The sequence below is a fragment of the Nonomuraea sp. NPDC050663 genome (assembly GCF_044456985.1).
Taxonomy (GTDB): Bacteria; Actinomycetota; Actinomycetes; order Streptosporangiales; family Streptosporangiaceae; genus Nonomuraea.
The window spans coordinates 387,166-407,724 of sequence record NZ_JBITGL010000005.1; the positions used below are offsets into that span (position 1 = coordinate 387,166).

Below are 20,559 nucleotides of genomic sequence, written 5' to 3' on the forward strand. Positions count from 1 at the left end.
CGTTGTCGTGACATCGCACCACCCGACCCGAAAGGGATCCTCACGATGAACGGCACCCGCATGGCGCTCGCCGCGGCCGGCCTCCTGGCCGGCGTCATCTCCGCCTCCGGAGCGGCAGCGGCATCCGAGAGCACCCAGAGCGCCCAGAGCTTCCAGAGCACCCAGAGAACTCAGGGCGCCCAGAGCAGCCAGAACTTCCAGTGGTTCCAGATCGTCGCCGAGCACAGCGGCATGTGCCTGGACGTCGCCGGCGCGAGCACGGCTCACGCGGCCGACGTCATCCAGGGCACCTGCGGCGGCCCGGGCGCGGGCAGGAACCAGCACTGGCGGCTGGAAGGCGTGCCCGGCTTCGCCCGTCACGTCCGCGTCATCGCCCGGCACAGCGGCAAGTGCCTGGACGTGGCTCACGTCAGCGCCGCGCACGGCGCCAACGTCCTGCAGGCCTTCTGCGGCGGGCCGGGAGCGGCCGCGAACCAGTTGTGGGAGATGAGGTCTCTGCGTTCCGGAACGCTCCAGCCGTTCAGGCTCGTCGCCCTGCACAGCGGCAAGTGCCTGGACGTCAAGCACGCGAGCCTCGCCCACGCCGCGGACGTCATCCAGGGCACCTGCGGCGGCCTCGGCTCCGGCGCCAACCAGGTGTGGCGGCTACGCTTCGTCGCCGTCGCGAAGAGCTGACGTCCCTTCCAGGAGCGCCCGGAGCGCACCCCCCACCGCCTCCAGATCCACCGCCTCGGGAGCGACCCGCCACTGCGCGTGCACCCCGATGACCGCTCCCACCAGCAGTACGGTGAACGCCTCCGCCCCCACCCCCGGCGGCAGCGCCCCCTCCGGAATATGCCGCCCGAGCCCCTCCCGGAGCGCCGCGTGCAGCCTGGCGTAGTGCTCGCGAATGGGGGAGTCCTCCTCCACCGCCTCGGCCAGCAGGGTGATGAACAGGCGCGCCACCGGCAGCCGCACGAACCCCATCACCCGGTCGAACGGATCGTCCGACGGCCGGTCGAACCCGTGCAGTACGGCCTGCACGCGGTCGTCGAGCACCGCTTCCAGCAGCCCCAGCTTGTTGCCGAAGTGCCATGGGATGGAGCCCCGGCTGATGCCGGCCCGGTCGGCGATGTCGATGAAGCTCGTCCGCCGGTATCCCTGCTCGGCGAAGAGTTCGGCGGCCGCCGTCACCAGCAGCCTGCGGCTCTCCTGCGTGCGCTCGTCTCGTCGCGTGGCCATGGCACCCAACATAGCCAATGTCGCCCAACATGTTCTATGTTGGTCAACATAGAAAGGAGCGACCAATGCTTCGATGGGCGAGCGGAATCATGATCGTCCTGGGACTGGGCCACCTGTCCCTGGTGACGCTGAGCGCGGGAGAGGAGATCGCCGGGTGGGCGGAGCGAGGCCTGTGGGCCGCCGTTCCGCTGACGCTGGGCGGCGGCGGGGACGCCGCGACCATGAGCACCAAGCTGACCTTCTGGAGCGGCCCGGGAAGCTTCGCCGTACCGCTGATCGTGCTGGGCTGCCTGATCTGGCACCTGGCCGGGCGTGGCGTCGCCGTACCCGCCGCCGTCGGCTGGGCGGTCGCCGCCTGGTGCGTGGTGGGCGGTGTCCTGCTGGTGCCGTCGCCGTTCTTCGCAGGCGCCGTCGCAGGATTGCTCATCGTCGTGGCGGCACGGAAGAGCACCCACAGTGACGATCCCGTCACCATCGCGTGAGGGGATGCCATCCCTGGGGCTGGAGTGACCGCAGGTGCGGCCGGGGAGCATCGGGGACATGGCGAGCACATTCCAGCGGGACAAGGTCAACCTCGTCTTCACCGCGATGGACTCCGACGGCGACGGCATCCTGCGCGAGGACGACTTCGCGGCCCTCGCGCGCCGGTGGGCGAGCGTGCGGGTGGCGGGCGACGAGGACCGGCTGATCGCGATCATGCATGGCTGGTGGAGCACGCTGGCCGCCCGCTCGCGCGACCCGGAGTCGGTGGCCGTCGACGACGTCCTCACCGTGGTCGACCTGCTCGGCCAGATGCCCGGCGCGGTCACGGCCACCGCCGAGGCCATGTTCGAGGCCGTCGACGAGGACGGCGACGGGCGGATCTCACCGGTGGAGTACCGGCTGATGATCGAGGCCTGGAACGGCCGCCCCACCGACACCTCCGACGCCTTCGCCCGCCTCGACCTCGACGGCGACGGCATCATCTCCCGCTCGGAGTTCGCCCAGCACTGGCGCGAGTTCTGGGCGGGCGACGACCCCGCCGCCCCCGGCACCTACGTCTTCGGCACACCACGCGCCGCCTGAGACGGGAACTGTCGCAGGCGCGTGCCAGACTCCGGGCCATGGATGTCGATCGGGAAAGGTTGCACGGCGTCGACTTCTCCGGCCGTCACTTCAGCAGCGTCCGCGCGAGCGGTGCGGCGTTCGTCGGCAACGACTTCACCGAGACCGGCTTCGACGAGCTCTCGCTGGGCTTGTCGACGTCGCGGCAGACGGCCTTCCGCGACTGCGTCTTCAGGCGCACCCGCTTCCCGCCGTTCGCCTTCTTCGGCAACGTCAGGTTCGAAAGGTGCGTCTTCGACCGATCCCGGCTCAGCGGCCAGGTGGACACCCAGCTGGCCGAATTCGTCGACTGTGTCTTCACCGGCAGGATGCGTGACATCAACTTCTGGGGCCGCGCTCACCCCAGCGAGGGCCGCCGCGCCAACGCCTTCACCGGCAACGACTTCACAGGAGCGGAGCTGGACGGCGTCGCCTTCCACGACATCGACCTGCGAGCCCAGCGTTTCCCCGGCCTGCCGGGCTACGCGCTGATCGACCGCGTCGCCGACCGGGTGCGCGCGACGCTCCCGCTGGTCGAGCGGTGGCCGGACGAGCGGCATCGCGACGAGGCGCGCCGGAGTCTCGAGTTCCTCGCGGCGTACAGAGGTGACGAAGCCCTCGTCACGCCGCGGGACCTGGGCCGCAAGCTCCCGCCTGCCCTGCGCGAGGAGCTCTTCGAGGCGATCAGACGCAGGTCCAGCGATACATCCCCTGACCCAGGCGCACCGCCTCGCGAGCCAGATCCCGAAGCCCCGTGATGCGCTCGATCTCGTAGTCGGCCAGCAACTCGTCGTCGGCGTACTCCCGCAGCCGGGAGTCGTCGATCACGGCCAGCGCCGCGACGACCTCGTCCGCCACCCGGTCGACCCCCGACGACTCCTCGTCGTCGGCCACGGGCAGGCATTCCCCGAACTCGCTCGAATCGCGGCCGCTGAGCTCGGCGGCCAGGTCGTCGGGCCCGTCGAGCCAGCCCTTGCAGTCGAGATACGGCAGCCGCGCTCCCGCGGGACCGCTCGCCAGGATGCGTTCCGCCGCCTGGTCGGAATCGATCAGGAAATAGTCCACCAAGACACCCATGGCGCGCAGCCTAGATCCCGTCACCGACAGGATGGTCAAATGGGGCGATGACCGAAGAGGAGCCGGCCCCCGAGTGGTGCATCGTCGGCACCCTCATGCCCTACCCCTACAGCGCTAACAGCCCCGTCGCCCACCATCGCAGCCAGAAGATCTTCCCCGCCGGCGCAAAACTGTACGTGGTCGGCGGATTCGCGGGCATGGCCCACGAGACCGTCACCGTGATTGGTTACCCGCACGGCCGCCGCGCCCCCGTGATGGCCCACATCGCCGCCCGCTACATCGGCGGGTGGCGGGCCCAGCTGGTCTACCGCCCGGTGATCCTGCGCGCGATCCGCGACGCCGCCGACGACGACAGCACCGCCCACCGCTGGCTGACGTCCTACGAGAACAAGGAGGAGGGACGGTACGAGCCGGCTGAGGCGGCGTACGGCGAGCATCTGGCGAAGGTCGCGGCGCACTTCCAGCGCTCGCTGCACGGCGGCGGAGCCCCGGGATGAGCCACCCGGACGAGGAGTTCCTGCGCAGCCGGTACGGCTGGAGCGGGGCGCTGCGGGTGACGCGCGGCCCGCGAGGGGCGCTGGGGCAGATCTGGCGCGTCGAGACGGGCGAAGCCGTCCACGCGCTTAAGGAGATCTACGCCGACCCGCCGAGCGACGCCCGGATCGAGATGGAGCTGGACTTCACCCGCCGCGCCGGGCAGGCCGGGGTCAGGTCCCCGCAGAGCCGGCCCGACCGGCGGGGCCGTCACCTGGTCGCCACCCCCCACGGCACGTGGTTGCGCCTGTACGAGTGGCTGGAGCTGACGAGCGTGGACCTGGCCGACGCCGGGTTGCCCGCCGAGCTGGGCACGCTGCTCGCCCGCCTGCACCGGGCGGCGCCGTCCGCCAGGAGGGAGCTCGACGGCATCGTGCAGCACCCCTGGTACCACCGCGTGGCGCCGATCCCCGAGCGCTGGGCGGAGCTGTGCGCGGTGCTGGCCCCGCCCGACCAGGACGAGCTGGTGCTCTGCCATCGTGACCTGCACCCGGAGAACGTCCTGCGTGACGAGCGGGGCGAGCTGGTCGTGGTCGACTGGGACAACCTCGGTACGGCGACGCCGTCGAGGGAGCTGGCCGGGGCGCTGTTCGACTGGTTCTGCGACGGCCCGGAGCCGGACCTCGGCGCGATGAGGCGCATGTACGACTCCTACGTCGCCGAGGGCGGTCCCGGCAGGGTCGCCAGGCAGGAGGATTTCACCATGCTGGTGGCGACCAGGGTGAACTTCCTGCAGCTCCAGCTGCGCAAGGTGGACGATCCGGCCCATCGCGAGTGGGCCGAGCGGGAGATCGGCGAGAGCCTGCGCATCATGCCGGCCCCCCGGCACTTCGAGCTCGTTCGCGACCTTCTGCGCTCGCCCCCCGGAACGATCCCGCAGGATTATCTCGACCAGGGCGTTTCCGAGCCACCACCACCGCGTTAACCTGGCCCTATGCGAGTCGTCACGATCTCGGCGACGTACGGCACCGCCGGCAGTGTCATCGGCCCGGCGGTGGCCGAACGCCTGGGCGTGCCCTTCGTGGACCGCGCGATCCCCAGTGCCGTGGCCGAGGAGCTCGGGTGCACGCTGGAGGAGGCGCTGGCCCACGACGACCGGGCGGAACACGGCCTCGGGAGGCTGCTGTCGGGGGCGATGCGCCTGCCGACCGTCACCTTCGGCGGCGTCGACATGTATGTTCCCGGAGCGATGCCGCTCGCGCCGGAGGAGTTCGTGCGCCGCACCGAGAAGCTGATGAAGGAGTCCGCCCGCAACCAGGGCGGCGTCTTCCTGGGCCGCGGCGGGGCACTCGTCCTGGCCGACGTCCCCGGCGCGCTGCACGTCCGGCTCGACGCGCCGGTGCGCAGGCGGGTGCTGCAGACGGCCGCCTACTCCGAGATCAGCGAACGCCAGGCCCGCAAGGTGATCGACGACAACGACCGGGCGCGCACCGCCTATGTGCGCCACTTCTACCGGACCGATCCCGCCGATCCCTGCCACTACCACCTGGTGATCGACAGCACCACGATCCCGGCCCCGGTCTGCGTCGACCTCATCACGAGCGCGGCAGAGGCGCTGAACTGAAAAATCTTCTTCGTTAGCCGCACGTCACCAGGCAGTGCTCCGGAGATGGCACCATGGACTGCACCCTTTTAGTGCTGAGGAGCGGATTGACGTGGCCACGGTCCCGAGCGTGTCGTACTCCATCACCGTCCGGCTGGAGGTGCCGGCGGGCGGCAAGGCCGTCAGCCAGCTCACCCACGCCGTAGAGTCGGCGGGCGGGGTGGTGACCGCCCTCGACGTGACCAACGCGGGTCACGAGAAGCTCCGCATCGACGTGACCTGCGCCGCGCGCGACACCGACCACGCGCAGGCGATCGTCGACCAGCTCGACGCCATCGAGGGCGTCGTCATCCACAAGGTCTCCGACCGTACCTTCCTCATGCACCTCGGCGGCAAGATCGAGATGAAGTCGAAGGTGCCGCTGCGTAACCGTGACGACCTGTCGATGGCCTACACGCCCGGCGTGGCGCGGGTCTCGATGGCCATCGCGCGCAACCCGGAGGACGCGCGCCGCCTGACCATCAAGCGCAACAGCGTCGCGGTCGTCACCGACGGCTCCGCCGTCCTCGGGCTCGGCAACATCGGGCCCGCCGCGGCCCTGCCGGTCATGGAGGGCAAGGCGGCCCTGTTCAAACGTTTCGCCGACATCGACGCCTGGCCGATCTGCCTCGACACCCAGGACGTCGACGAGATCGTCTCCATCGTGCGGGCCATCGCGCCGGGCTTCGGCGGCATCAATCTGGAAGACATCTCCGCCCCCCGCTGCTTCGAGGTCGAGCGCCGCCTGCGCGAGCTGCTCGACATCCCGGTCTTCCACGACGACCAGCACGGCACCGCCATCTGCGTGCTGGCGGCCCTGACCAACGCGCTGCGCGTGGTCGGCAAGCAGCTGCCCGACGTGCGCATCGCCATGGCGGGCGCGGGCGCGGCCGGCACCGCAGTGCTGCGGCTGCTGCTGGCGGCCGGGGCGCGCAACGTCATCGTCTGCGACTATCTCGGCGCCGTGCACGCCGGGCGCGAAGACCTCGACGAGTCGCTGCGCTGGATCGCCGAGCACACCAACGCCGAGGGTTACTCCGGCGACCTGCGCGGCGCGGTCAAGGGCGCCGACGTGTTCGTGGGCGTCTCCGCCCCCGGCATCCTCACCGGCGACGACATCGCCACCATGGCCGACGACGCGGTGGTCTTCGCCCTGGCCAACCCCGAGCCCGAGGTCGCGCCCGACGAGGCCGCCGCGCACGCCGCCGTGGTGGCGACCGGCCGCTCCGACTTCCCGAACCAGATCAACAACGTGCTGGCCTTCCCGGGCGTCTTCCGCGGCCTGCTCGACGCCCAGGCCGACGGGGTGAGCGAGGAGATGCTGCTGGCCGCCGCCCGCGCGCTGGCCGCCGTGGTGACCCCGGAGGAGCTGGGGCCCAACTACATCATCCCCTCGGTCTTCCACCCCGACGTGGCCACCGTGGTCGCCGCCGCGGTCCGCGAGGCCGCGGGCGGCCGCGCACGAGGCTTCACCGAGGCCTGACCGGCGTTCGCGCGGGGCCCGTCCGGGGTCCGCGCGAAGCCTGTCCGTCGTGAGCACGAGGCCTAACCGGCGTTCGCGCGGGACCTGGCGGGGAGCAGCGCCGCCGCCACGACCAGGGCGGCGTTGACCAGCACGGCCGTGGAGATGTCCGTCATCACGACCACCGCGCTCATGATCGGGATGCCCATCGTGATGCCGACCTGCTGCGACATGGTCGCCAGGCCCGTGGCCAGGCCCTGTTCGGAGTCGGGCACGCTCGTCGCCCTGACCATGAAGCCCACGATGGCGATCATGTTGCCGACGCCGCCGACGAACGTGGCGGCGAGCAGCAGCCAGATCCAGCCTGATTCGCTGCCGAGCAGAGCCAGGGAGGCGGTGGCGACGGCCTGCACCGCGAAGCCGTACAGCAGGATCTTGGGGCTCTTGATCCTGGGCGCGAGCAGGCCGCCGAGCACCGTGCCCAGGCCGAGCACGCCGAAGGCCAGGCCGGTGGCGAGCGGGGTGTAGCCGAGCACGTTCTGCAGGTAGAGCGTCATCAGGAAGACCAGCGAGGTCTCGGTGGCGAAGGCCAGCAGGCCCGCCAGGTTGGCCCACTTGACCTGCTTGAGCACCCTGATCGACACCAGCGGCGCGGCGGCCCGGCGCTCGACGAACCAGAACGCCACCAGCAGCACGATTCCCGCCGCGAGCGCCGGAAGGTTGCTGTGGCTGAGGCCGAAGACCAGGGCGAGCAGGCCGAGGGTGACGGTGACGGCGCCGGGCACGTCCATGCGCGGGCGCTCGGCGGGGCGGCTCTCGGAGATGACCATCGGGGCGAGCACCAGCACCGCCGCCGCCACGGGCACGTTGATGAAGAACGCCCACCGCCAGCTCAGCAACTCCGTCAGCAGCCCGCCCAGGATCGCGCCCGAGGTGAAGCCCGCCGACATCAACGCGCCGTTGAGCCCCAGCGCCTTCCTGCGCAGCGGCCCCTCGGGGAACGACGTGGTCAGCAGGGCCAGACCGGCGGGGGTCACGACGGCGGTGGCCAGGCCCTGCAGGATGCGGGCCGGCAGGAGGATCTCGGGCTCCGTGGCCAGGCCTCCCACCAGTGACGACAGGCCGAGCAACGCCATGCCGCCCAGGAACAGCCGCCGCCTGCCGAACAGGTCGGCGACCCGGCCCGCGAGCAGCGTGAACCCGGCCGCGGCCAGGGCGAAGGTGGTGGCGATCCACTGCAGGTCGGCCAGGGCGAACCCGAGCCCCTCGCCGATCACCGGCAGGGCCACGTTCAGGATGGAGAAGTCGACGGCGAGCAGGAACTGCGAGCCGAGCAGCAACGTCAGCACCAGCTTCTGGCGCCCGGTCATGCGATCTTGGAGAAACACGGTGGGGACTCCTTAATGGGAGGTATTTCCCGTTAAGATAGCACTAGGAGGTTGCTAATGGAACAGGAGTCCCGTTTGTCGGGCAGTCAGCGTCCGGGAGGTCGTACGGCACGCGTGCGCGCCGCCGTCCTGGAGGCCACGCAGGACGAATTGGTGGAGCGCGGATTTCACGGGCTGGCGATGGACCAGGTGGCGGCGCGGGCGGGGGTGGGCAAGACGACCGTCTACCGGCGCTGGGGCGGGCCCGCCGGGCTCGTCGCCGACCTGATGGACTCGCTCGCCACCGAGTCGGCGCCCCACGCGGACACGGGGACGATCGAGGGAGACCTGCTGGAGAACGCCCGCAACGTCCTCGGGGCGATCACGGACCCGCGGCTGGGGGCCACCTTCCAGGCCGTGATCGCGGCGGCGACGTGTGACGAGGAGGCGTCGCGAGCCCTGCACGGCTTCTACACGCGCAGGATCGAGGAATGGGCGAGGGTGGTCGACCTGGCCGTCGAGAGGGGCGAACTGCCCGCCGGGACCGACGGCGGGGAGGTGATCAGGGCCGTCTCCGCGCCCCTGTACTACCGGCTGGTGGTCACCAGGGAAGAGGTCACCGACGAGCTCGCGGCGCGGGCCGCCGGCCAGGTCCTGGCCGCCGCCCGCGCCGGAGCCTTCGTCCGGGCTAGAACCTGAAGGTCTCGCGCGGCCAGATCGCGCTCATCCACCAGGCGATGCCGCCGACCATCAACAGCCCCGCGCCGGTGGCCAGCTTGCCCATCAGGTCGGCGGGCGGCCCCGTGTACGGCAGCCGCCTGCCGTACCCCCAGTCGTGGTTGTCGCGGTGGTACGGCTTGCGCTTGCAGTCGTTGTAGACCTTCTCCTCGGCCACCTCGACGTTGTTGCTCACCACGGTGATCCTGGCGCTGTCGCGGGGATCGACGGTCACCGTCTCCTTGTTGGTCTCGCCGGTGTCGGGGTCGCCGCGGTCGACGCGCTCGCCGTCCTTGAGCACCGTGTACTCCGTCCGCTTCGAACCCATGTTGGTGATCGTCACCGTGACCTGGTTCGACCGGCAGTTCACGTCGCTGAACTCCACCTTGAGCGGGGGCGGCTCGGCCAGGGCTATTCCGGGGACGATGATGGCGGCGCCGACCGGCACGGCCGCCAGCGCAAGACGGAGTGGTGAAATCATGTGACATGCCCCCGAAACGGTGATCTTTGCTACCTACCGTGCCCATATGATTGCGGAAAGTAACATGACTTGCTCGGGGGAGCGGGATGCCCGTCAGACCCCTCATCATGGATGTATGGCGGAGGCGATCTACGTCGGCGGGTTACTGGTGGCGACACCACTGCTCGACGACCCCAACTTCCGGCGTAGCGTGGTGCTCATCCTCGAACACGACCGCGACGGCGGCACCCTCGGCGTGGTGCTCAACCGGCCCAGCGAGATCTCGGTGACCCAGGTCCTGCCCGTGTGGGACTCCCTGGTGACCGGGCCGCCCGTGCTGTTCGAAGGCGGGCCGGTGCAGACCGACAGCGCCCTGGCCCTGGCCGCCGTCCCCAGCGGCGAGGAACCGCTCGGCTGGCGGCGCCTGCACGCCGCGGCGCCCTCCGTCGCGCGCCTCGGCACGGTCGACCTCGACGCGCCGCCGGAGATCCTGCGGGGAGAGATCGCGCAGATGCGGATCTTCGCGGGCTACGCGGGGTGGACGTCGGGGCAGCTGGAGGGGGAGATCGCGGAGGGAGCCTGGTACGTGGTCGACTCCGAGATGGGCGACACCTTCCACCAGGACCCGGCGGGGCTGTGGCGGCGGGTGTTGCGGCGGCAACCGGGGGAGCTGGCCTTCGTGGCCACCTGCCCTGACGACCCGACGCTGAACTGATCCGCCCAGGGCATGGTCTCCCGGGCTCGACAGCGTGATCTTTACGCTGGGCTCGCCCCGGTGCCACGATCACCGTCGTGGACATTCACGGATTCTGGGCGCTGATCGAGCGATCCGCCACGGTGACGGACACTCGGGCGGATCGCGTGGCCTGGCTGACGGATCAACTCGCCGACAAGCCTGTGGACGAGATCGCCGACTATCTAGCCCTGTGGGATGTCACGCGGGATCGTGCATGGGAATGGGACCTGTACGCGGCCTACTGGGCTGTGATGGGCTCCGGATCCCTCGACGGGTTCGAGTACTTCGTCGCCTGGCTGATCGGCCTGGGTCGTGATCCGTACGAGCTGGTGGTGGAGTGTCCCGATCGGCTGATCGAACTCCCCGCGATGACACGCATGCTGGCGTTCCGCCGGACTCGCCCCGAGGACCTCTGGAGCTACGAGGACTATCCCGAATTCGAGGTCCTGGGATACGTGGCCTTCGACGCCTATGAGAGGGCGACGGGCGATGCCGAGGGCCTGTCCGAGGCCGTCAGAGCTCGGCGGGCGGAGCGGCGCAGGCCTGCGAGGGGCACTGGCCTTCGCGGCGACGAATGGAACCTCCACGATTTCGACGAGCACGCTTTGAGATTGCCCCTCATCGCGAGATGGCTCGAAACGGGGTGACCGTCCGGCCTACGCGGGAAACAGCCAGTCGAAGGCGGCCACGCTCTTGTCCACGTACGCGGCGATCCCGTAGGCCAGGTCCTCCAGCACGCTGCACCGCGCGTAGAAGACCGCCCGCTCCATGATCGCCCCGTCGCCTCCGTAGACCCGCAGGGCGCTGTCGAGCGCCGCCGGACCGAGGTCCCGGTACAGCAGGCCGAAGTCGTAGGCGGGGTCGCACAGAGCGGCGTCGCTCCAGTCGATGACGCCCGTGACGGCCAGCGTCGCCGGGTCCACCAGCACGTGCTCGATCCCCAGGTCGTTGTGCGAGAACACCGGCTCGAAGCCGTCGCCGCCGGGAGGCGGGGCGTCGAGGAAGGCCTCGATGCGCGGCCGGTACGCGTGCGGCACCTCGCCCGCCACCGCCGCGTACGTCTCGGCCGCCTCCTCGAGCCACGCCGAGCCCGGCTGGGCGTCCACGTCCACCAGCGAGGCCAGTGGGGCGGCGTGGAACGCGGCGAGGAGTTCGCCGATGCTCGCCCCGAGCCGCGCCGGGGCGTGGGCTGGGACGGGCAGGCCGAGCAGCGGCGTCCCCGGTAGTTTGCGGTAGCCGAGGCATCCCAGCGCGGGATCGGCGAAGACCGGTTCCGGGACCGGGACGGGCGAGATGCGGGCGACGGAGTGGAGCAGGCGGGCCTCGGCGTCGATCCGCGCGGCCCGGCTCGCCGGGTCGGGATCCTTGCTGAACCGGACGATCAGCTCGCCGTCGAGCTCGAACGCGACGTTGTCCTCGCCCTCGCCCAGCCGGGTGATCGTGCGTGCCCGCTGGTGCGGCAGCTGGGAGGCCACGGCCTCGCGGACACGGTCGTCGCTCCACGTCTCCATGGCTAGGACTCTAGATCGCCCGCCAGGACGGCGGGCGCGAGCTCGCGCCACTCCCGCAGCGGCGCCCGGTCCTGGTCGGCCGTGAGCACCTGGAGGCAGACGTGGTCGGCCCCCGCGTCGAGGTGCTCGCGCACCCGCTTCTCCACGACGTCCACGTCCCCGTAGGCCACGATCGTGTCGACGAGGCGGCGGCTGGGGCCGGCGAAGTCGGCGTCGTCGAAGCCCTGGCGGCGCAGGTTGGCGATCTGGTGCGGGGCCAGCTGGGCGTAGAGGCCGACGTGCTGGGCGGCCACCTCGCGGGCGCGGTCGACGTCGGGGTCGAGGACGACGGCCTGCTCGACGGCGAGCAGCGCGCCCGGTCCCATGATCTCGCGGGCACGCCGGGTGTGTTCGACGCCGACGAAGTACGGGTGGGCGCCGAGGGTGCGTTCGGCGGCCAGGGCGAGCATCTTGGGGCCGAGCGCCGCCAGCACGCGGCGGGGCGGGTCGGCGGGCGCGGGGGAGCTGAGCGGGATGGCGTCCATGGCGTCGAGGTAGCGGGTCATGGTCCGTACGGCGTCGCCGCGGCTGGGGATGCTGTAGCCGTCCATGTGCAGGGGTTCGTCGCTGACGCGGTGTCCGCCGATGCCGAGCAGGTAGCGGCCGGGGAAGGCCTCGTTGAGCGACCGTTCGGCCGCGGCCATGGCGATGGGGTCGCGCAGGGCGATGTTGGCGATGCCGGAGGCGACGGTCAGGCGGCTGGTGGCCGACAGGGTCATCCATGACTGGCTGACGGTGTCGCGGCCGAATCCCTCGCCGAACCACAGGGTGCGGTAGCCGAGCTCCTCGATCTCGGCGGCCGTCTCGGCGACGCGGGAGGCGGGCAGGGCGTCCAGGGCGAACGTCCAGATGCCGACTTTTCCAAGCATGCGTGAACTCCCTCATATGCGGAGAGGCTCTCCGGTTCTCTGGCCGGTACGATACGGAGAACCGCTCCGCTTGTGCAACCCTGGAGAACGCGATGAGGGCCGACGCGCGCCGCAACTACGACCACCTCGTGGCCACGGCCAGGGCGGTCTTCGCCGAGGAGGGGCCCGAAGCGTCGCTGAACGAGGTCGCGCGGCGGGCGAAGGTGGGGCCGGGCACGCTCTACCGGCACTTCCCGACGCGTCAGGCCCTGCTGGTGGCCGTCTTCAGGGAACGCATCGAGCGCCTGTGCGCCCTGGCCGAGCAGTCGGCCGCGGAGCCGGCAGGAGAGGCGCTGACGGAGTGGTTGCGCGCGCTGCTGGTGCACGCCCGGACCGATGGCGGCCTGTCGGCGAGCATGGGGGACGACCCGGGGTTCGACTGCCACGCGCGGCTGATCGGCGCGGCGACGGGGTTGCTCGACAGGGCCAGGACGGCGGGCGCGGTGCGCGAGGGGGTCGAGGTCGAGGACCTGTTCCAGCTCGTCACGGGGATCGCGATGACCGCGCCAGAAGGTCGGGGTGAGCGCCTGCTGTCGCTGGCGCTCGAAGGGGTGCTGGCGGACCGGCTCAGGCGGCCAGGTCCCACCCGGGCCTGAACGAGGCCTCGACGACCACGAGGGTCGCCTCCATCCGCCCCGTCAGCTCCGCCAGGTCGGTGATCTCCTGCCCGGGGCACTCGAACCCCACCCGCATGGCCGCCATCGCGAACCCGACCATCAGGGCCGGCAACTGGTCGGTGGCCAGGTCGCGTCCGGTGCGCCGGGCGACCTCCTCCACCAGCCGCAGCTCCGTCAGCGACCCTCTGGCCACGGCCCGCCCGACCAGCGTCGGGTTGCTTTCGTAAAGTTTGCGGACTTTGAGGAACCGATCGGTGTCTTCGGGCGTTGAGTTCCTCATGTCGGCGATCACCGCGCGCACGCAGTGCAGCAGCGAGGTGAACGGCGGCTCGTCGAGGGGCCGGTCGCGCAGGCAGTCCTGCATGATCTCCTCGCCGTGGTCGTGCCACCACAGGGCGAGGTGCTCCTTGCTGGAGAAGTAGCGGAAGAACGTGCGGGAGGAGACGTCGACGACCCCGGCGATCTGCTCGACGGTGGTGGTCTCGTATCCTTGTTCGAGGAACAGGTCGAGCGCCGCGTCGAGAAGCGCCAGGCGCGTCTTCTCCTTTTTGCGTTCACGCAGACCCATGCTGGTCACTCCCTCGAAACCTTCCTGTCACAGTATGACAGATGTCACGGTCTGAAAAATAAAACCCATTTGTCATCTGTCACTCCCTGACATACATTACCTGAGGCTTAAGAGACGTATGCCCTGAAATGGGGCAGGTAGTTGAGGGGGAACTCATGGCGCAGGCGAAGACGGTGGGCCTGCCACCGTCGGACAGCCCGGCCGCACCGGCTGGCAATCCGTGGCTGACGCTGCTGGCGGTCTGTCTTGGCGTCATCATGGTCATGCTCGACGGCACGGTCATGGGCATCGCCGCACCGGTGATGGGCGCCGAGCTCGGCGCGACCCTGCAGGACATGCAGTGGGTGACCAACGGTTACCTGCTCGCCCTGGCGGTCTTCCTGATCACGGCGGGCAAGCTCGGAGACCTCTTCGGGCACAAGCGGGTCTTCCTGATCGGTGTCGCCGGTTTCGCCGTCAGCTCGCTGGCCATCGCGCTCAGCAGCGGCGTGACCATGCTGATCGTCTTCCGGGTGCTCCAGGGTCTGTTCGGCGCGCTGCTGCAGCCCGCCGCGCTGGCGCTGCTGCGCGGGGCGTTCCCGAAGGAGAAGCTCGGCCAGGCCATGGGCGCCTGGGGTGCGATCATCGGTCTCTCCAGCGCGGCCGGCCCCATCCTGGGCGGCCTGCTCGTGGAGAACGTCAGCTGGCAGTCGGTGTTCTACATCAACGTGCCGGTCGGCATCATCGCCCTGATCATGGGCATCGTCATCATCAAGGAGAAGCGCGCCTCGATCCTCGGCAAGGTCGACTGGCTCGGTGTCGTCCTGCTCTCCGGCATGATGTTCTCGCTCGTCTGGATGATCATCAAGGCTCCCGAGTGGGGCTGGGGCGACGCCCAGACGCTGGGCTGGCTGGCCGCGACCGTGATCCTCGGCGCCGGATTCGTCTGGTGGCAGAGCAAGGCCCGTGAGCCGCTGATCCCGCTGTCGCTCTTCAAGAACCGCTCGATCTCCATCGGCACGTTCCTGATGATGATGGTCGCCTTCGCGATGTTCGGCGCCATGTTCTTCCTGGGCTTCTTCTTCCAGGGCGTGCACGGCCTGACCCCGCTCGACGCCGGTCTGCGCATGCTGCCGATGTCCGCGGGCATGATCGTGGCCTCGCCGCTCGCGGCGGTGCTGCTCAGCAAGCTCGGCCCGAAGATCACGATGGCGGCCGGCCTGCTGGTCACCGCGGTCGCGATGTTCCTGATGTCGCAGCTGACCGTCGACGCCTCGTTCGTCGCGACCGGTCTGCCCTTCCTCCTGCTGGCCTTCGGCCTGTCGCCGGTGTTCGTCGGCGCGACCGAGATCATCGTGGGCAACGCCCCGATGGAGCTCGCCGGCGCGGCGGGCGGTCTGCAGCAGTCGGCCATGCAGGTCGGCGGCGCCCTCGGCACCGCCATCCTGGGCGCGGTCATGTCGAGCACCATCGCCGAGAAGCTGCCCGCCTACCTCGGCCCGCAGGTCACCCAGGCGCTCCCGCCCGGAGCGATCGAGGGGCTGGAGAAGGCCGCCGCGTTCGGCACCGTGCCGCCGCAGGTCACCCAGGGCCAGCCGCAGCAGGCGGTCGACCTGCTGACCAACGCCGTGCACAACTCCTTCATGGACGGCATGCACACCGCGTTCATCGTCAGCACCGTCGTCATGGTCATCACCGCGGGCCTGGCCCTGCTGGTGAAGTCCGGCCGCAAGATCGAGGACGCTCCCGTCCACATCGGCTGATCGACACCTTCTCGTACGGCTCCCGCCAGATCCCTGGCGGGAGCCGTACACAATTACAGGCATGAAGAACTGCCCCTGCGGGTTGCCCGCCGCCTACCGCGACTGCTGCGGCAGGCTGCACGACGGCCAGGTCAAGGCCGGTACGGCGGAGCAGCTCATGCGCTCGCGCTACAGCGCCTACGCCAAGCGCCTGGCCGCCTACCTGCGCGAGACCTGGCACCCGTCGACCCGCCCCGAGCGCATCGACTTCGAGCGCGGCCTGGAGTGGACCGGCCTGACCATTGAGCGCGCGGAAGGCGGCTCGCCCTTCCATACCGAGGGCACCGTCGAGTTCCGCGCCCGCTTCCACCAGCGCGGCGCCGAGGGCGAGATGCACGAGATCAGCCGCTTCACCCGCCACGAAGGGGCCTGGGTCTACTACGGCGCCCTCACGTCCGACCAGGGGTGACGACGAGCTGCACGCGCCCGGAGGCGGGTGTCTGGACGGTGAGGATCCGGCGGGCCGCATCCCACGACGCGGTGCCCGTGGAGGCGGTGCCGCCCTCGGGGAACTCGTCGGCCGGCAGGTAGATCTCGGTCGGACCGCTGCCGTTGGCCTCGAACTCCACGGTCAGCCTGCCCGGCTCGGCGCTGATCCGGGTGGGCCTGCCGCCGATCGCCCGCGGGTAGGCACGATCCATGACCTTGACCAGCGGGCCCGGCCTGCCGCCGGTGTACGGTCCCCACGAGCCGTCGTCGCGTGACCAGTAGGCGCGGCCCATGCCGAGCTCGTCGCTGAGGTCGAGCACGGACTCCACCATCTCGGAGGAGCCCGGCTTGGTCATGTCGAGCCCGAACTCGCCCAGCACGATCGGGGCCTGGAGCCGCTCCGCCGTACGGAGCATGTTCTCCTTCCACCAGCCGACGGTGCGGTCGGTCCACTCGCGCGAGCCGCCCTCGTAGCCGTCGCCCAGGTCGAGGGGGAGGGGGTACAGGTGCGGGGCGAGCACGACGCGGTCGTCGTCGAAGGACGGCAGCGCGGTGGGCAGGCCCCAGTTGACGCCGACGGCCTGGGGTTCGACGAAGATCCAGTTGGCGGGGTCGACGGTGCGGATCTGCTTGATGCTCCGGCGGTAGAGTTCGGCCAGCGGGCCGCTCTCGAACGCGGCGCCCTGGAGCGAGCCGCCCCAGGGCTCGTTCATCAGGTCGTAGCCGATGACCGCCGGGTCGTCCTTGAAGCGGGCGGCGACCGCCTTCCAGGCTCCGGCGTAGCGGTCCATGAGTTCCGGGTGCTCGCCCGTGGTGTTCCAGAAGTGGTCGAAGGCGCGGATGACGCCCGGCTCCAGGTAGTACATCTCCCAGGTCCAGTGGCCGGTGGCGACGGGCAGGCCGTCCATGTGGGTGGCCCATCGCGGCGCGCCGTTGCCCGCCTCGCCGCCGGGGGTGATCGAGTTGCCCCACAGGTCCTGGTGCATGTCGAGCAGCACGTGGTAGCCGCGCTTGCCGTACCAGGCGACCCGCTCGGCCACCTGGTCCAGGTACTTCATGTCGTAGACGCCGGGCTGGGGCTCGACCGCGCGCCACTGCAGGAGGAAGCGGACGAAGTTGGTGCCCATGTCGGCGTATTCGCGCTCGACGTCGGCCTCGGTCAGCTTCGGCAGGCCGTCGGGGGTGCCCTTGGCGCTGCTGGCGGTGTTGAAACCGTGCAGCATCAGCGCGCGGCCCCGGTCGTCGGTGATGAAGCGGGCCATCGGCTCGGGGACGGACCGGGTGGCCGCCGCCACGCCGCCCGCGATGAGGATGACCGCCATGACGGCCAGACCGGTGCGCTTCATCGACCATTGCCTCCGATTCGGGTGGCCGCTAGCCTGCCGAACATGAGCATTGTTCGCAATAGCCTCGCCGGGATCGTTACCGCGGTGATCGTCCTGGCGTTCGGCCTCTTCGGCGCCGTCCTGGCCACGCGGGTGGGCTACCTGACCGTGCTGTCGGCCGTCGGCGCGCCGTACGGCCTGCCGGGGCTGCGGATCGTGCCGCTGGGGGAGACGCCGTGGGGGCTCTTCCTCGCCGACCTGGTGGCAGCGGCGGTGCTGGTCGTGCTGGTGTGGCGGGCCAGGCGCGGCTTCTGGGGCACCTGGGGCGTCTTCGTCGTGGCGGCCGTCGCGGCCAACCTGCTGCGTGCCGTGGCGATGTCGGCGGCGCTGCATTCGTCGCTGGGCGCGTATGCCGGACAGCTGGCGGGCGCGGTGCTCGCGGGATTGTTGTGGGGACTCGCCCTGGGCTGGATCCCGGCCTTGGCCCGAGCGGGCATAAACTCGTCAAGGTGAGTACGCAGATCCTCCCCGAGCAGAAAACCACGCCGCAGACCTCGCACGGCGACGGGGACCACGAGCGGTTCGCCCACTATGCCGACCGCAACAAGATCACCGAGGCCATGGTGACCGGCACGCCCATCCGCGCCCTGTGCGGCAAGGTGTGGGTGCCCAGCCGGGATCCGAAGAAGTTCCCGGTTTGTCCGGAGTGCAAGGAGATTTACGAGGGGTTGCCCGACGGAGAGCCCGACAACGAGTGAGTGTTGCTCACGGCTGATCACGTTCGGTGGAGCTACGGTCACAGTACCTACTTGCTCATGCCGTAACGGGGGATCCGCATGGCTCGGCGCGCGACCGCCGTCACTTTGGTGTGCCTGCTTGCTTCCTGGCCCGCCGTGGCCGTCCAGGCCGAGCCCGGATCCGGCTGTCGCGTGGCGGCCCGCACCTCGCGGCTGCCCGAGCCGTACGCACCCACGCCCGGCCAGGTCACCGACGCTCTCGCCGACCTGGCCGAGCGGATGGAAGGCGCGCCCGCACCGGCCGCCAAGCTGACCGTGCCGTTGTGGGTCCACGTGCTCACCGACGGCCGCCGGCGGCCGCCGGACACCGCGATCAAGGATCAGGTCGCCACGCTCAACGCCGCCTACAGCGGCCAGTACGGCGGGCCCGACACCGGGGTGCGCTTCGAGCTGAAGGGCATCGCGGTCAAGCAGCAGGCCGACTGGTTCGTCGACCCGCTGCTGCACGAGCGCGCGATGAAGGGCGAACTGCGCAAGGGCGGGCCCGAGACGCTCAACCTCTACATCGCCCAGCTGAGCGAGCTGGTGCTGGGGTACTCCACCTATCCCCACTGGTACAAGGGCGCGCCGGTCAACGACGGCGTGGTCATCGACTGGCGCAGCCTGCCGGGCGGCTCGCTGCGCAACTTCAACCTCGGCTACACCGGCGTGCACGAGATCGGGCACTGGCTGGGGCTCTTCCACACCTTCGAGAACGGCTGCGCGGCGCCCGGCGACGGGGTCGACGACACCCCGTACGAAGGGTCGCCGACGGAGGGCTGCCCACCGGCGAAGGACACCTGCAGGGCGCCCGGCAGCGATCCCATCCACAACTTCATGGACTACGCCCACGACCGGTGCATGCAGGAGTTCACCGCGGGCCAGGGATCGCGAATGCACGAAATGTGGGCCGCATACCGGTCATCACCGGAAATGTCGGATCGCCTACCCTAGATGGGTGACAGCACCGAAGACTCTTGACGCTCCATACGTACCTCCCCGCATCTTCGGTCCCCAGTACCGCACCGCCACGCTGGGCATCCTGCTGGTCGTCACCCTCATCGCCTTCGAGGGCATGTCGGTCGGCGTCGCCATGCCCAAGGTCTCCGCCGAGCTCAACGCGCTCAACCTGTACGGCATCAGCTTCTCCGCCTTCCTGATCGCCAGCCTCTTCGCCAACGTGGTGGCCGGACTCTGGTCGGACCGGCGCGGCCACACCGTGCCGTTCCTGGTGGGCGTCGGGCTGTTCGTCGCGGGCATGGCGCTGGCCGGTGCGGCGGGTCACGCGATGGTCTTCGTCGGAGCCCGCGCCGTCCAGGGCCTCGGAGCCGGAGCCACGATCGTGGCCATCTACGTGATGGTCGCCCGCGTCTACCCGCCCGACACCCGGCCCAAGGTCTTCGCGGCGCTGTCGGCCGCCTGGGTCGTGCCCGCCATGGTCGGCCCCGCCGTCGCCGGATTCGTCACCGAGGCCTTCAGCTGGCGCTGGGTCTTCTACGGCATCATCCCGCTCGTCGTGCCCGCGCTCGTCATGCTGCTGCCCGCCCTGCGCCAGACCGCAGGTACGGCAGGCGAGCCGTCCACCGGGCCGCGCTCCAGGCCGCTGCCCATGTCACTCGCCGCCACCGCGACCGCCGGAGGCGCCGCCCTCCTCCTGGCCGGGCTCACCGGCCTGCAGACCTCACCCGTCGCCGGAATCATCATGGCCGCCGTCGGCCTGGTCGCGCTGGTACTCGGACTGCCCAGACTCCTGCCGCCCGGCGCGATGCGCTTCGGCCGCGGCCTACCCACCACGATCATGATGCGCGGGTTGCTGTCGGCGGCGTTCTTCGGCGTCAACACCTACATCCCGCTGGTGCTCGAGGAGGTCAAGCGCTTCAGCACCGTCCAGGCGGGCATGGCGCTCACCTTCGGCGCGCTCGGCTGGTCACTCGGCTCCTACCTGCAGAGCCGCAAGGTCGTCCCGGCCCACACCCGCATCCGGCGCGGCGCCGCCTTCGTGACCCTCGGCTCACTCGTCACCACCGCCGCCATGATCCCCGCCGTGACCGGGTGGATCATGGTGCCCGCGTGGATCATCGCCGGATTCGGCATGGGCCTCGGCATGGCCACCGTCAGCGTCACCGCCATGAAGCAGTCACCCGCCAACGAGCAGGGCGCCAACTCCGCCGCCCTGTCCGTCACCGACATGCTCGGCTCCGCCCTGGCCACCGGGATCGCGGGAGCCATCGTCAACGTCATCGGGCACCAGCCGGACCAGCTCGCCACCGGGTTCGTCGTCGTGGTCGGGCTCATGGCAGTCGTCGGAGTCGTCGGCGTCAGCGTGGCCGGACGGGTCAAAGACTGACTCATTTGCCCCCGTCGCC

Annotated in this window: 26 protein-coding genes; 18 read left to right on the forward strand and 8 right to left on the reverse strand. The window is 70.4% G+C overall.

Translation table 11 applies throughout. The features are described 5' to 3' along the window. Positions 1-45 precede the first annotated feature (45 nt). Positions 46-675 carry an RICIN domain-containing protein gene (locus tag ACIBH1_RS18775; RefSeq protein ID WP_397315041.1) on the forward strand — a complete coding sequence of 210 codons (630 nt, stop codon included), beginning with the start codon at positions 46-48 and terminating at the stop codon, positions 673-675. Here the strand turns inward: ACIBH1_RS18775 and ACIBH1_RS18780 are convergent. Next, positions 646-1,221, reverse strand: coding sequence for a TetR/AcrR family transcriptional regulator (locus tag ACIBH1_RS18780; protein ID WP_397315042.1), 576 nt, complete (start codon positions 1,219-1,221; stop codon positions 646-648). The genes ACIBH1_RS18775 and ACIBH1_RS18780 overlap by 30 nt on opposite strands. A gap of 65 nt (positions 1,222-1,286) precedes the next feature. Between ACIBH1_RS18780 and ACIBH1_RS18785 the strand changes: the two genes are divergently transcribed. Genes ACIBH1_RS18785 through ACIBH1_RS18795 form a run of 3 tightly spaced genes read left to right on the forward strand, consistent with a single transcriptional unit; the run spans position 1,287 to position 3,062 of the window. Then, on the forward strand, positions 1,287-1,703 hold the full coding sequence (locus ACIBH1_RS18785; protein ID WP_397315043.1) for a DUF6463 family protein: 417 nt from the start codon (positions 1,287-1,289) through the stop codon (positions 1,701-1,703). Positions 1,704-1,761: 58 nt separating this feature from the next. Further along, positions 1,762-2,286, forward strand: a complete 525-nt coding sequence (locus ACIBH1_RS18790) for an EF-hand domain-containing protein (RefSeq protein ID WP_397315045.1) — start codon at positions 1,762-1,764, stop codon at positions 2,284-2,286. A gap of 38 nt (positions 2,287-2,324) precedes the next feature. After that, positions 2,325-3,062, forward strand: coding sequence for a pentapeptide repeat-containing protein (locus ACIBH1_RS18795; RefSeq protein ID WP_397315046.1), 738 nt, complete (start codon positions 2,325-2,327; stop codon positions 3,060-3,062). On the opposite strand, the gene ACIBH1_RS18800 is transcribed toward ACIBH1_RS18795, so the two are convergent. Then, complete coding sequence (locus ACIBH1_RS18800; protein ID WP_397315047.1) at positions 2,989-3,381, reverse strand: hypothetical protein; 393 nt, start codon at positions 3,379-3,381, stop codon at positions 2,989-2,991. The genes ACIBH1_RS18795 and ACIBH1_RS18800 overlap by 74 nt on opposite strands. A gap of 47 nt (positions 3,382-3,428) precedes the next feature. On the opposite strand from ACIBH1_RS18800, the gene ACIBH1_RS18805 reads away from it, so the two are divergent. The 4 genes from ACIBH1_RS18805 to ACIBH1_RS18820 all read left to right on the forward strand — a co-directional run bounded on the left by ACIBH1_RS18805 (position 3,429) and on the right by ACIBH1_RS18820 (position 6,980). After that, on the forward strand, positions 3,429-3,878 hold the full coding sequence (locus tag ACIBH1_RS18805; RefSeq protein WP_397315048.1) for a hypothetical protein: 450 nt from the start codon (positions 3,429-3,431) through the stop codon (positions 3,876-3,878). Beyond that, positions 3,875-4,840: a phosphotransferase enzyme family protein gene (locus ACIBH1_RS18810; protein ID WP_397315049.1), complete on the forward strand. Its 966-nt coding sequence runs from the start codon at positions 3,875-3,877 to the stop codon at positions 4,838-4,840. Before ACIBH1_RS18805 ends, ACIBH1_RS18810 begins: the two co-directional genes overlap by 4 nt. A 9-nt stretch (positions 4,841-4,849) precedes the next feature. Then, positions 4,850-5,479 (forward strand): AAA family ATPase, encoded by a 630-nt coding sequence (locus ACIBH1_RS18815; protein ID WP_397315051.1) that lies wholly within the window; start codon positions 4,850-4,852, stop codon positions 5,477-5,479. A gap of 91 nt (positions 5,480-5,570) precedes the next feature. Next, entirely contained in the window at positions 5,571-6,980 is a 1,410-nt protein-coding gene (locus ACIBH1_RS18820; RefSeq protein WP_181611813.1) for an NAD-dependent malic enzyme, read from the forward strand. Between the two features lie 62 nt (positions 6,981-7,042). Here the strand turns inward: ACIBH1_RS18820 and ACIBH1_RS18825 are convergent, their stop codons facing one another. Next, positions 7,043-8,347: an MFS transporter gene (locus ACIBH1_RS18825; RefSeq protein ID WP_397315052.1), complete on the reverse strand. Its 1,305-nt coding sequence runs from the start codon at positions 8,345-8,347 to the stop codon at positions 7,043-7,045. 57 nt (positions 8,348-8,404) lie between these two features. Here ACIBH1_RS18825 and ACIBH1_RS18830 point away from each other — a divergent pair, with 57 nt between their 5' ends. Beyond that, a complete protein-coding gene (locus ACIBH1_RS18830) occupies positions 8,405-9,025 on the forward strand; it encodes a TetR/AcrR family transcriptional regulator (protein WP_397315054.1) in 621 nt (206 codons plus the stop codon). Here the strand turns inward: ACIBH1_RS18830 and ACIBH1_RS18835 are convergent. Further along, positions 9,015-9,524 (reverse strand): hypothetical protein, encoded by a 510-nt coding sequence (locus ACIBH1_RS18835; protein ID WP_397315056.1) that lies wholly within the window; start codon positions 9,522-9,524, stop codon positions 9,015-9,017. The genes ACIBH1_RS18830 and ACIBH1_RS18835 overlap by 11 nt on opposite strands. 115 nt (positions 9,525-9,639) lie before the next feature. Here ACIBH1_RS18835 and ACIBH1_RS18840 point away from each other — a divergent pair, with 115 nt between their 5' ends. Both ACIBH1_RS18840 and ACIBH1_RS18845 read left to right on the forward strand, forming a co-directional pair. Then, on the forward strand, positions 9,640-10,218 hold the full coding sequence (locus tag ACIBH1_RS18840; protein WP_397315057.1) for a YqgE/AlgH family protein: 579 nt from the start codon (positions 9,640-9,642) through the stop codon (positions 10,216-10,218). A gap of 77 nt (positions 10,219-10,295) precedes the next feature. After that, complete coding sequence (locus ACIBH1_RS18845) at positions 10,296-10,886, forward strand: DUF4240 domain-containing protein (protein ID WP_397315059.1); 591 nt, start codon at positions 10,296-10,298, stop codon at positions 10,884-10,886. Between the two features lie 9 nt (positions 10,887-10,895). Here ACIBH1_RS18845 and ACIBH1_RS18850 read toward each other — a convergent pair whose 3' ends face one another. Both ACIBH1_RS18850 and ACIBH1_RS18855 read right to left on the reverse strand, forming a co-directional pair. Then, on the reverse strand, positions 10,896-11,750 hold the full coding sequence (locus ACIBH1_RS18850; RefSeq protein WP_397315061.1) for a phosphotransferase family protein: 855 nt from the start codon (positions 11,748-11,750) through the stop codon (positions 10,896-10,898). Positions 11,751-11,752: 2 nt separating this feature from the next. After that, the gene (locus ACIBH1_RS18855) at positions 11,753-12,658 is read right to left on the reverse strand and encodes a TIGR03620 family F420-dependent LLM class oxidoreductase (RefSeq protein WP_397315062.1); all 906 of its coding nucleotides are present in this window, start codon (positions 12,656-12,658) and stop codon (positions 11,753-11,755) included. Positions 12,659-12,750: 92 nt separating this feature from the next. Between ACIBH1_RS18855 and ACIBH1_RS18860 the strand changes: the two genes are divergently transcribed. Beyond that, the gene (locus ACIBH1_RS18860; RefSeq protein WP_397315063.1) at positions 12,751-13,293 is read left to right on the forward strand and encodes a TetR/AcrR family transcriptional regulator; all 543 of its coding nucleotides are present in this window, start codon (positions 12,751-12,753) and stop codon (positions 13,291-13,293) included. Here ACIBH1_RS18860 and ACIBH1_RS18865 read toward each other — a convergent pair. Next, a complete protein-coding gene (locus tag ACIBH1_RS18865; RefSeq protein ID WP_397315064.1) occupies positions 13,265-13,882 on the reverse strand; it encodes a TetR family transcriptional regulator in 618 nt (205 codons plus the stop codon). The two genes, ACIBH1_RS18860 and ACIBH1_RS18865, sit on opposite strands and share 29 nt — an antisense overlap. A gap of 155 nt (positions 13,883-14,037) precedes the next feature. On the opposite strand from ACIBH1_RS18865, the gene ACIBH1_RS18870 reads away from it, so the two are divergent. Both ACIBH1_RS18870 and ACIBH1_RS18875 read left to right on the forward strand, forming a co-directional pair. Beyond that, positions 14,038-15,624: a DHA2 family efflux MFS transporter permease subunit gene (locus ACIBH1_RS18870; RefSeq protein ID WP_397315065.1), complete on the forward strand. Its 1,587-nt coding sequence runs from the start codon at positions 14,038-14,040 to the stop codon at positions 15,622-15,624. 61 nt (positions 15,625-15,685) lie between these two features. After that, positions 15,686-16,072: a YchJ family protein gene (locus ACIBH1_RS18875; protein ID WP_397315066.1), complete on the forward strand. Its 387-nt coding sequence runs from the start codon at positions 15,686-15,688 to the stop codon at positions 16,070-16,072. Here the strand turns inward: ACIBH1_RS18875 and ACIBH1_RS18880 are convergent. Continuing rightward, the gene (locus tag ACIBH1_RS18880; RefSeq protein WP_397315068.1) at positions 16,053-17,438 is read right to left on the reverse strand and encodes a cellulase family glycosylhydrolase; all 1,386 of its coding nucleotides are present in this window, start codon (positions 17,436-17,438) and stop codon (positions 16,053-16,055) included. The two genes, ACIBH1_RS18875 and ACIBH1_RS18880, sit on opposite strands and share 20 nt — an antisense overlap. A 42-nt stretch (positions 17,439-17,480) precedes the next feature. Here ACIBH1_RS18880 and ACIBH1_RS18885 point away from each other — a divergent pair, with 42 nt between their 5' ends. The 4 genes from ACIBH1_RS18885 to ACIBH1_RS18900 all read left to right on the forward strand — a co-directional run bounded on the left by ACIBH1_RS18885 (position 17,481) and on the right by ACIBH1_RS18900 (position 20,540). Then, entirely contained in the window at positions 17,481-17,930 is a 450-nt protein-coding gene (locus ACIBH1_RS18885) for a hypothetical protein (RefSeq protein WP_397315069.1), read from the forward strand. Further along, positions 17,927-18,175, forward strand: coding sequence for a DUF3039 domain-containing protein (locus tag ACIBH1_RS18890; protein ID WP_397315070.1), 249 nt, complete (start codon positions 17,927-17,929; stop codon positions 18,173-18,175). The genes ACIBH1_RS18885 and ACIBH1_RS18890 overlap by 4 nt, the downstream gene beginning before the upstream one ends. 78 nt (positions 18,176-18,253) lie before the next feature. Continuing rightward, complete coding sequence (locus ACIBH1_RS18895; protein WP_397315071.1) at positions 18,254-19,147, forward strand: zinc metalloprotease; 894 nt, start codon at positions 18,254-18,256, stop codon at positions 19,145-19,147. Between the two features lie 4 nt (positions 19,148-19,151). Then, positions 19,152-20,540 carry an MFS transporter gene (locus tag ACIBH1_RS18900; protein ID WP_397315073.1) on the forward strand — a complete coding sequence of 463 codons (1,389 nt, stop codon included), beginning with the start codon at positions 19,152-19,154 and terminating at the stop codon, positions 20,538-20,540. Positions 20,541-20,559 lie beyond the last annotated feature (19 nt).

Coding starts and splice junctions, on each gene's coding strand:
- ACIBH1_RS18775 (WP_397315041.1), top strand. CDS start 46: ATGAACGGCACCCGCATGGCGCTCGCCGCGGCCGGCCTCCTGGCCGGC.
- ACIBH1_RS18780 (WP_397315042.1), bottom strand. CDS start 1,221: ATGGCCACGCGACGAGACGAGCGCACGCAGGAGAGCCGCAGGCTGCTG.
- ACIBH1_RS18785 (WP_397315043.1), top strand. CDS start 1,287: ATGCTTCGATGGGCGAGCGGAATCATGATCGTCCTGGGACTGGGCCAC.
- ACIBH1_RS18790 (WP_397315045.1), top strand. CDS start 1,762: ATGGCGAGCACATTCCAGCGGGACAAGGTCAACCTCGTCTTCACCGCG.
- ACIBH1_RS18795 (WP_397315046.1), top strand. CDS start 2,325: ATGGATGTCGATCGGGAAAGGTTGCACGGCGTCGACTTCTCCGGCCGT.
- ACIBH1_RS18800 (WP_397315047.1), bottom strand. CDS start 3,381: ATGGGTGTCTTGGTGGACTATTTCCTGATCGATTCCGACCAGGCGGCG.
- ACIBH1_RS18805 (WP_397315048.1), top strand. CDS start 3,429: ATGACCGAAGAGGAGCCGGCCCCCGAGTGGTGCATCGTCGGCACCCTC.
- ACIBH1_RS18810 (WP_397315049.1), top strand. CDS start 3,875: ATGAGCCACCCGGACGAGGAGTTCCTGCGCAGCCGGTACGGCTGGAGC.
- ACIBH1_RS18815 (WP_397315051.1), top strand. CDS start 4,850: ATGCGAGTCGTCACGATCTCGGCGACGTACGGCACCGCCGGCAGTGTC.
- ACIBH1_RS18830 (WP_397315054.1), top strand. CDS start 8,405: ATGGAACAGGAGTCCCGTTTGTCGGGCAGTCAGCGTCCGGGAGGTCGT.
- ACIBH1_RS18835 (WP_397315056.1), bottom strand. CDS start 9,524: ATGATTTCACCACTCCGTCTTGCGCTGGCGGCCGTGCCGGTCGGCGCC.
- ACIBH1_RS18840 (WP_397315057.1), top strand. CDS start 9,640: ATGGCGGAGGCGATCTACGTCGGCGGGTTACTGGTGGCGACACCACTG.
- ACIBH1_RS18850 (WP_397315061.1), bottom strand. CDS start 11,750: ATGGAGACGTGGAGCGACGACCGTGTCCGCGAGGCCGTGGCCTCCCAG.
- ACIBH1_RS18855 (WP_397315062.1), bottom strand. CDS start 12,658: ATGCTTGGAAAAGTCGGCATCTGGACGTTCGCCCTGGACGCCCTGCCC.
- ACIBH1_RS18860 (WP_397315063.1), top strand. CDS start 12,751: ATGAGGGCCGACGCGCGCCGCAACTACGACCACCTCGTGGCCACGGCC.
- ACIBH1_RS18865 (WP_397315064.1), bottom strand. CDS start 13,882: ATGGGTCTGCGTGAACGCAAAAAGGAGAAGACGCGCCTGGCGCTTCTC.
- ACIBH1_RS18870 (WP_397315065.1), top strand. CDS start 14,038: ATGGCGCAGGCGAAGACGGTGGGCCTGCCACCGTCGGACAGCCCGGCC.
- ACIBH1_RS18875 (WP_397315066.1), top strand. CDS start 15,686: ATGAAGAACTGCCCCTGCGGGTTGCCCGCCGCCTACCGCGACTGCTGC.
- ACIBH1_RS18880 (WP_397315068.1), bottom strand. CDS start 17,438: ATGAAGCGCACCGGTCTGGCCGTCATGGCGGTCATCCTCATCGCGGGC.
- ACIBH1_RS18885 (WP_397315069.1), top strand. CDS start 17,481: ATGAGCATTGTTCGCAATAGCCTCGCCGGGATCGTTACCGCGGTGATC.
- ACIBH1_RS18895 (WP_397315071.1), top strand. CDS start 18,254: ATGGCTCGGCGCGCGACCGCCGTCACTTTGGTGTGCCTGCTTGCTTCC.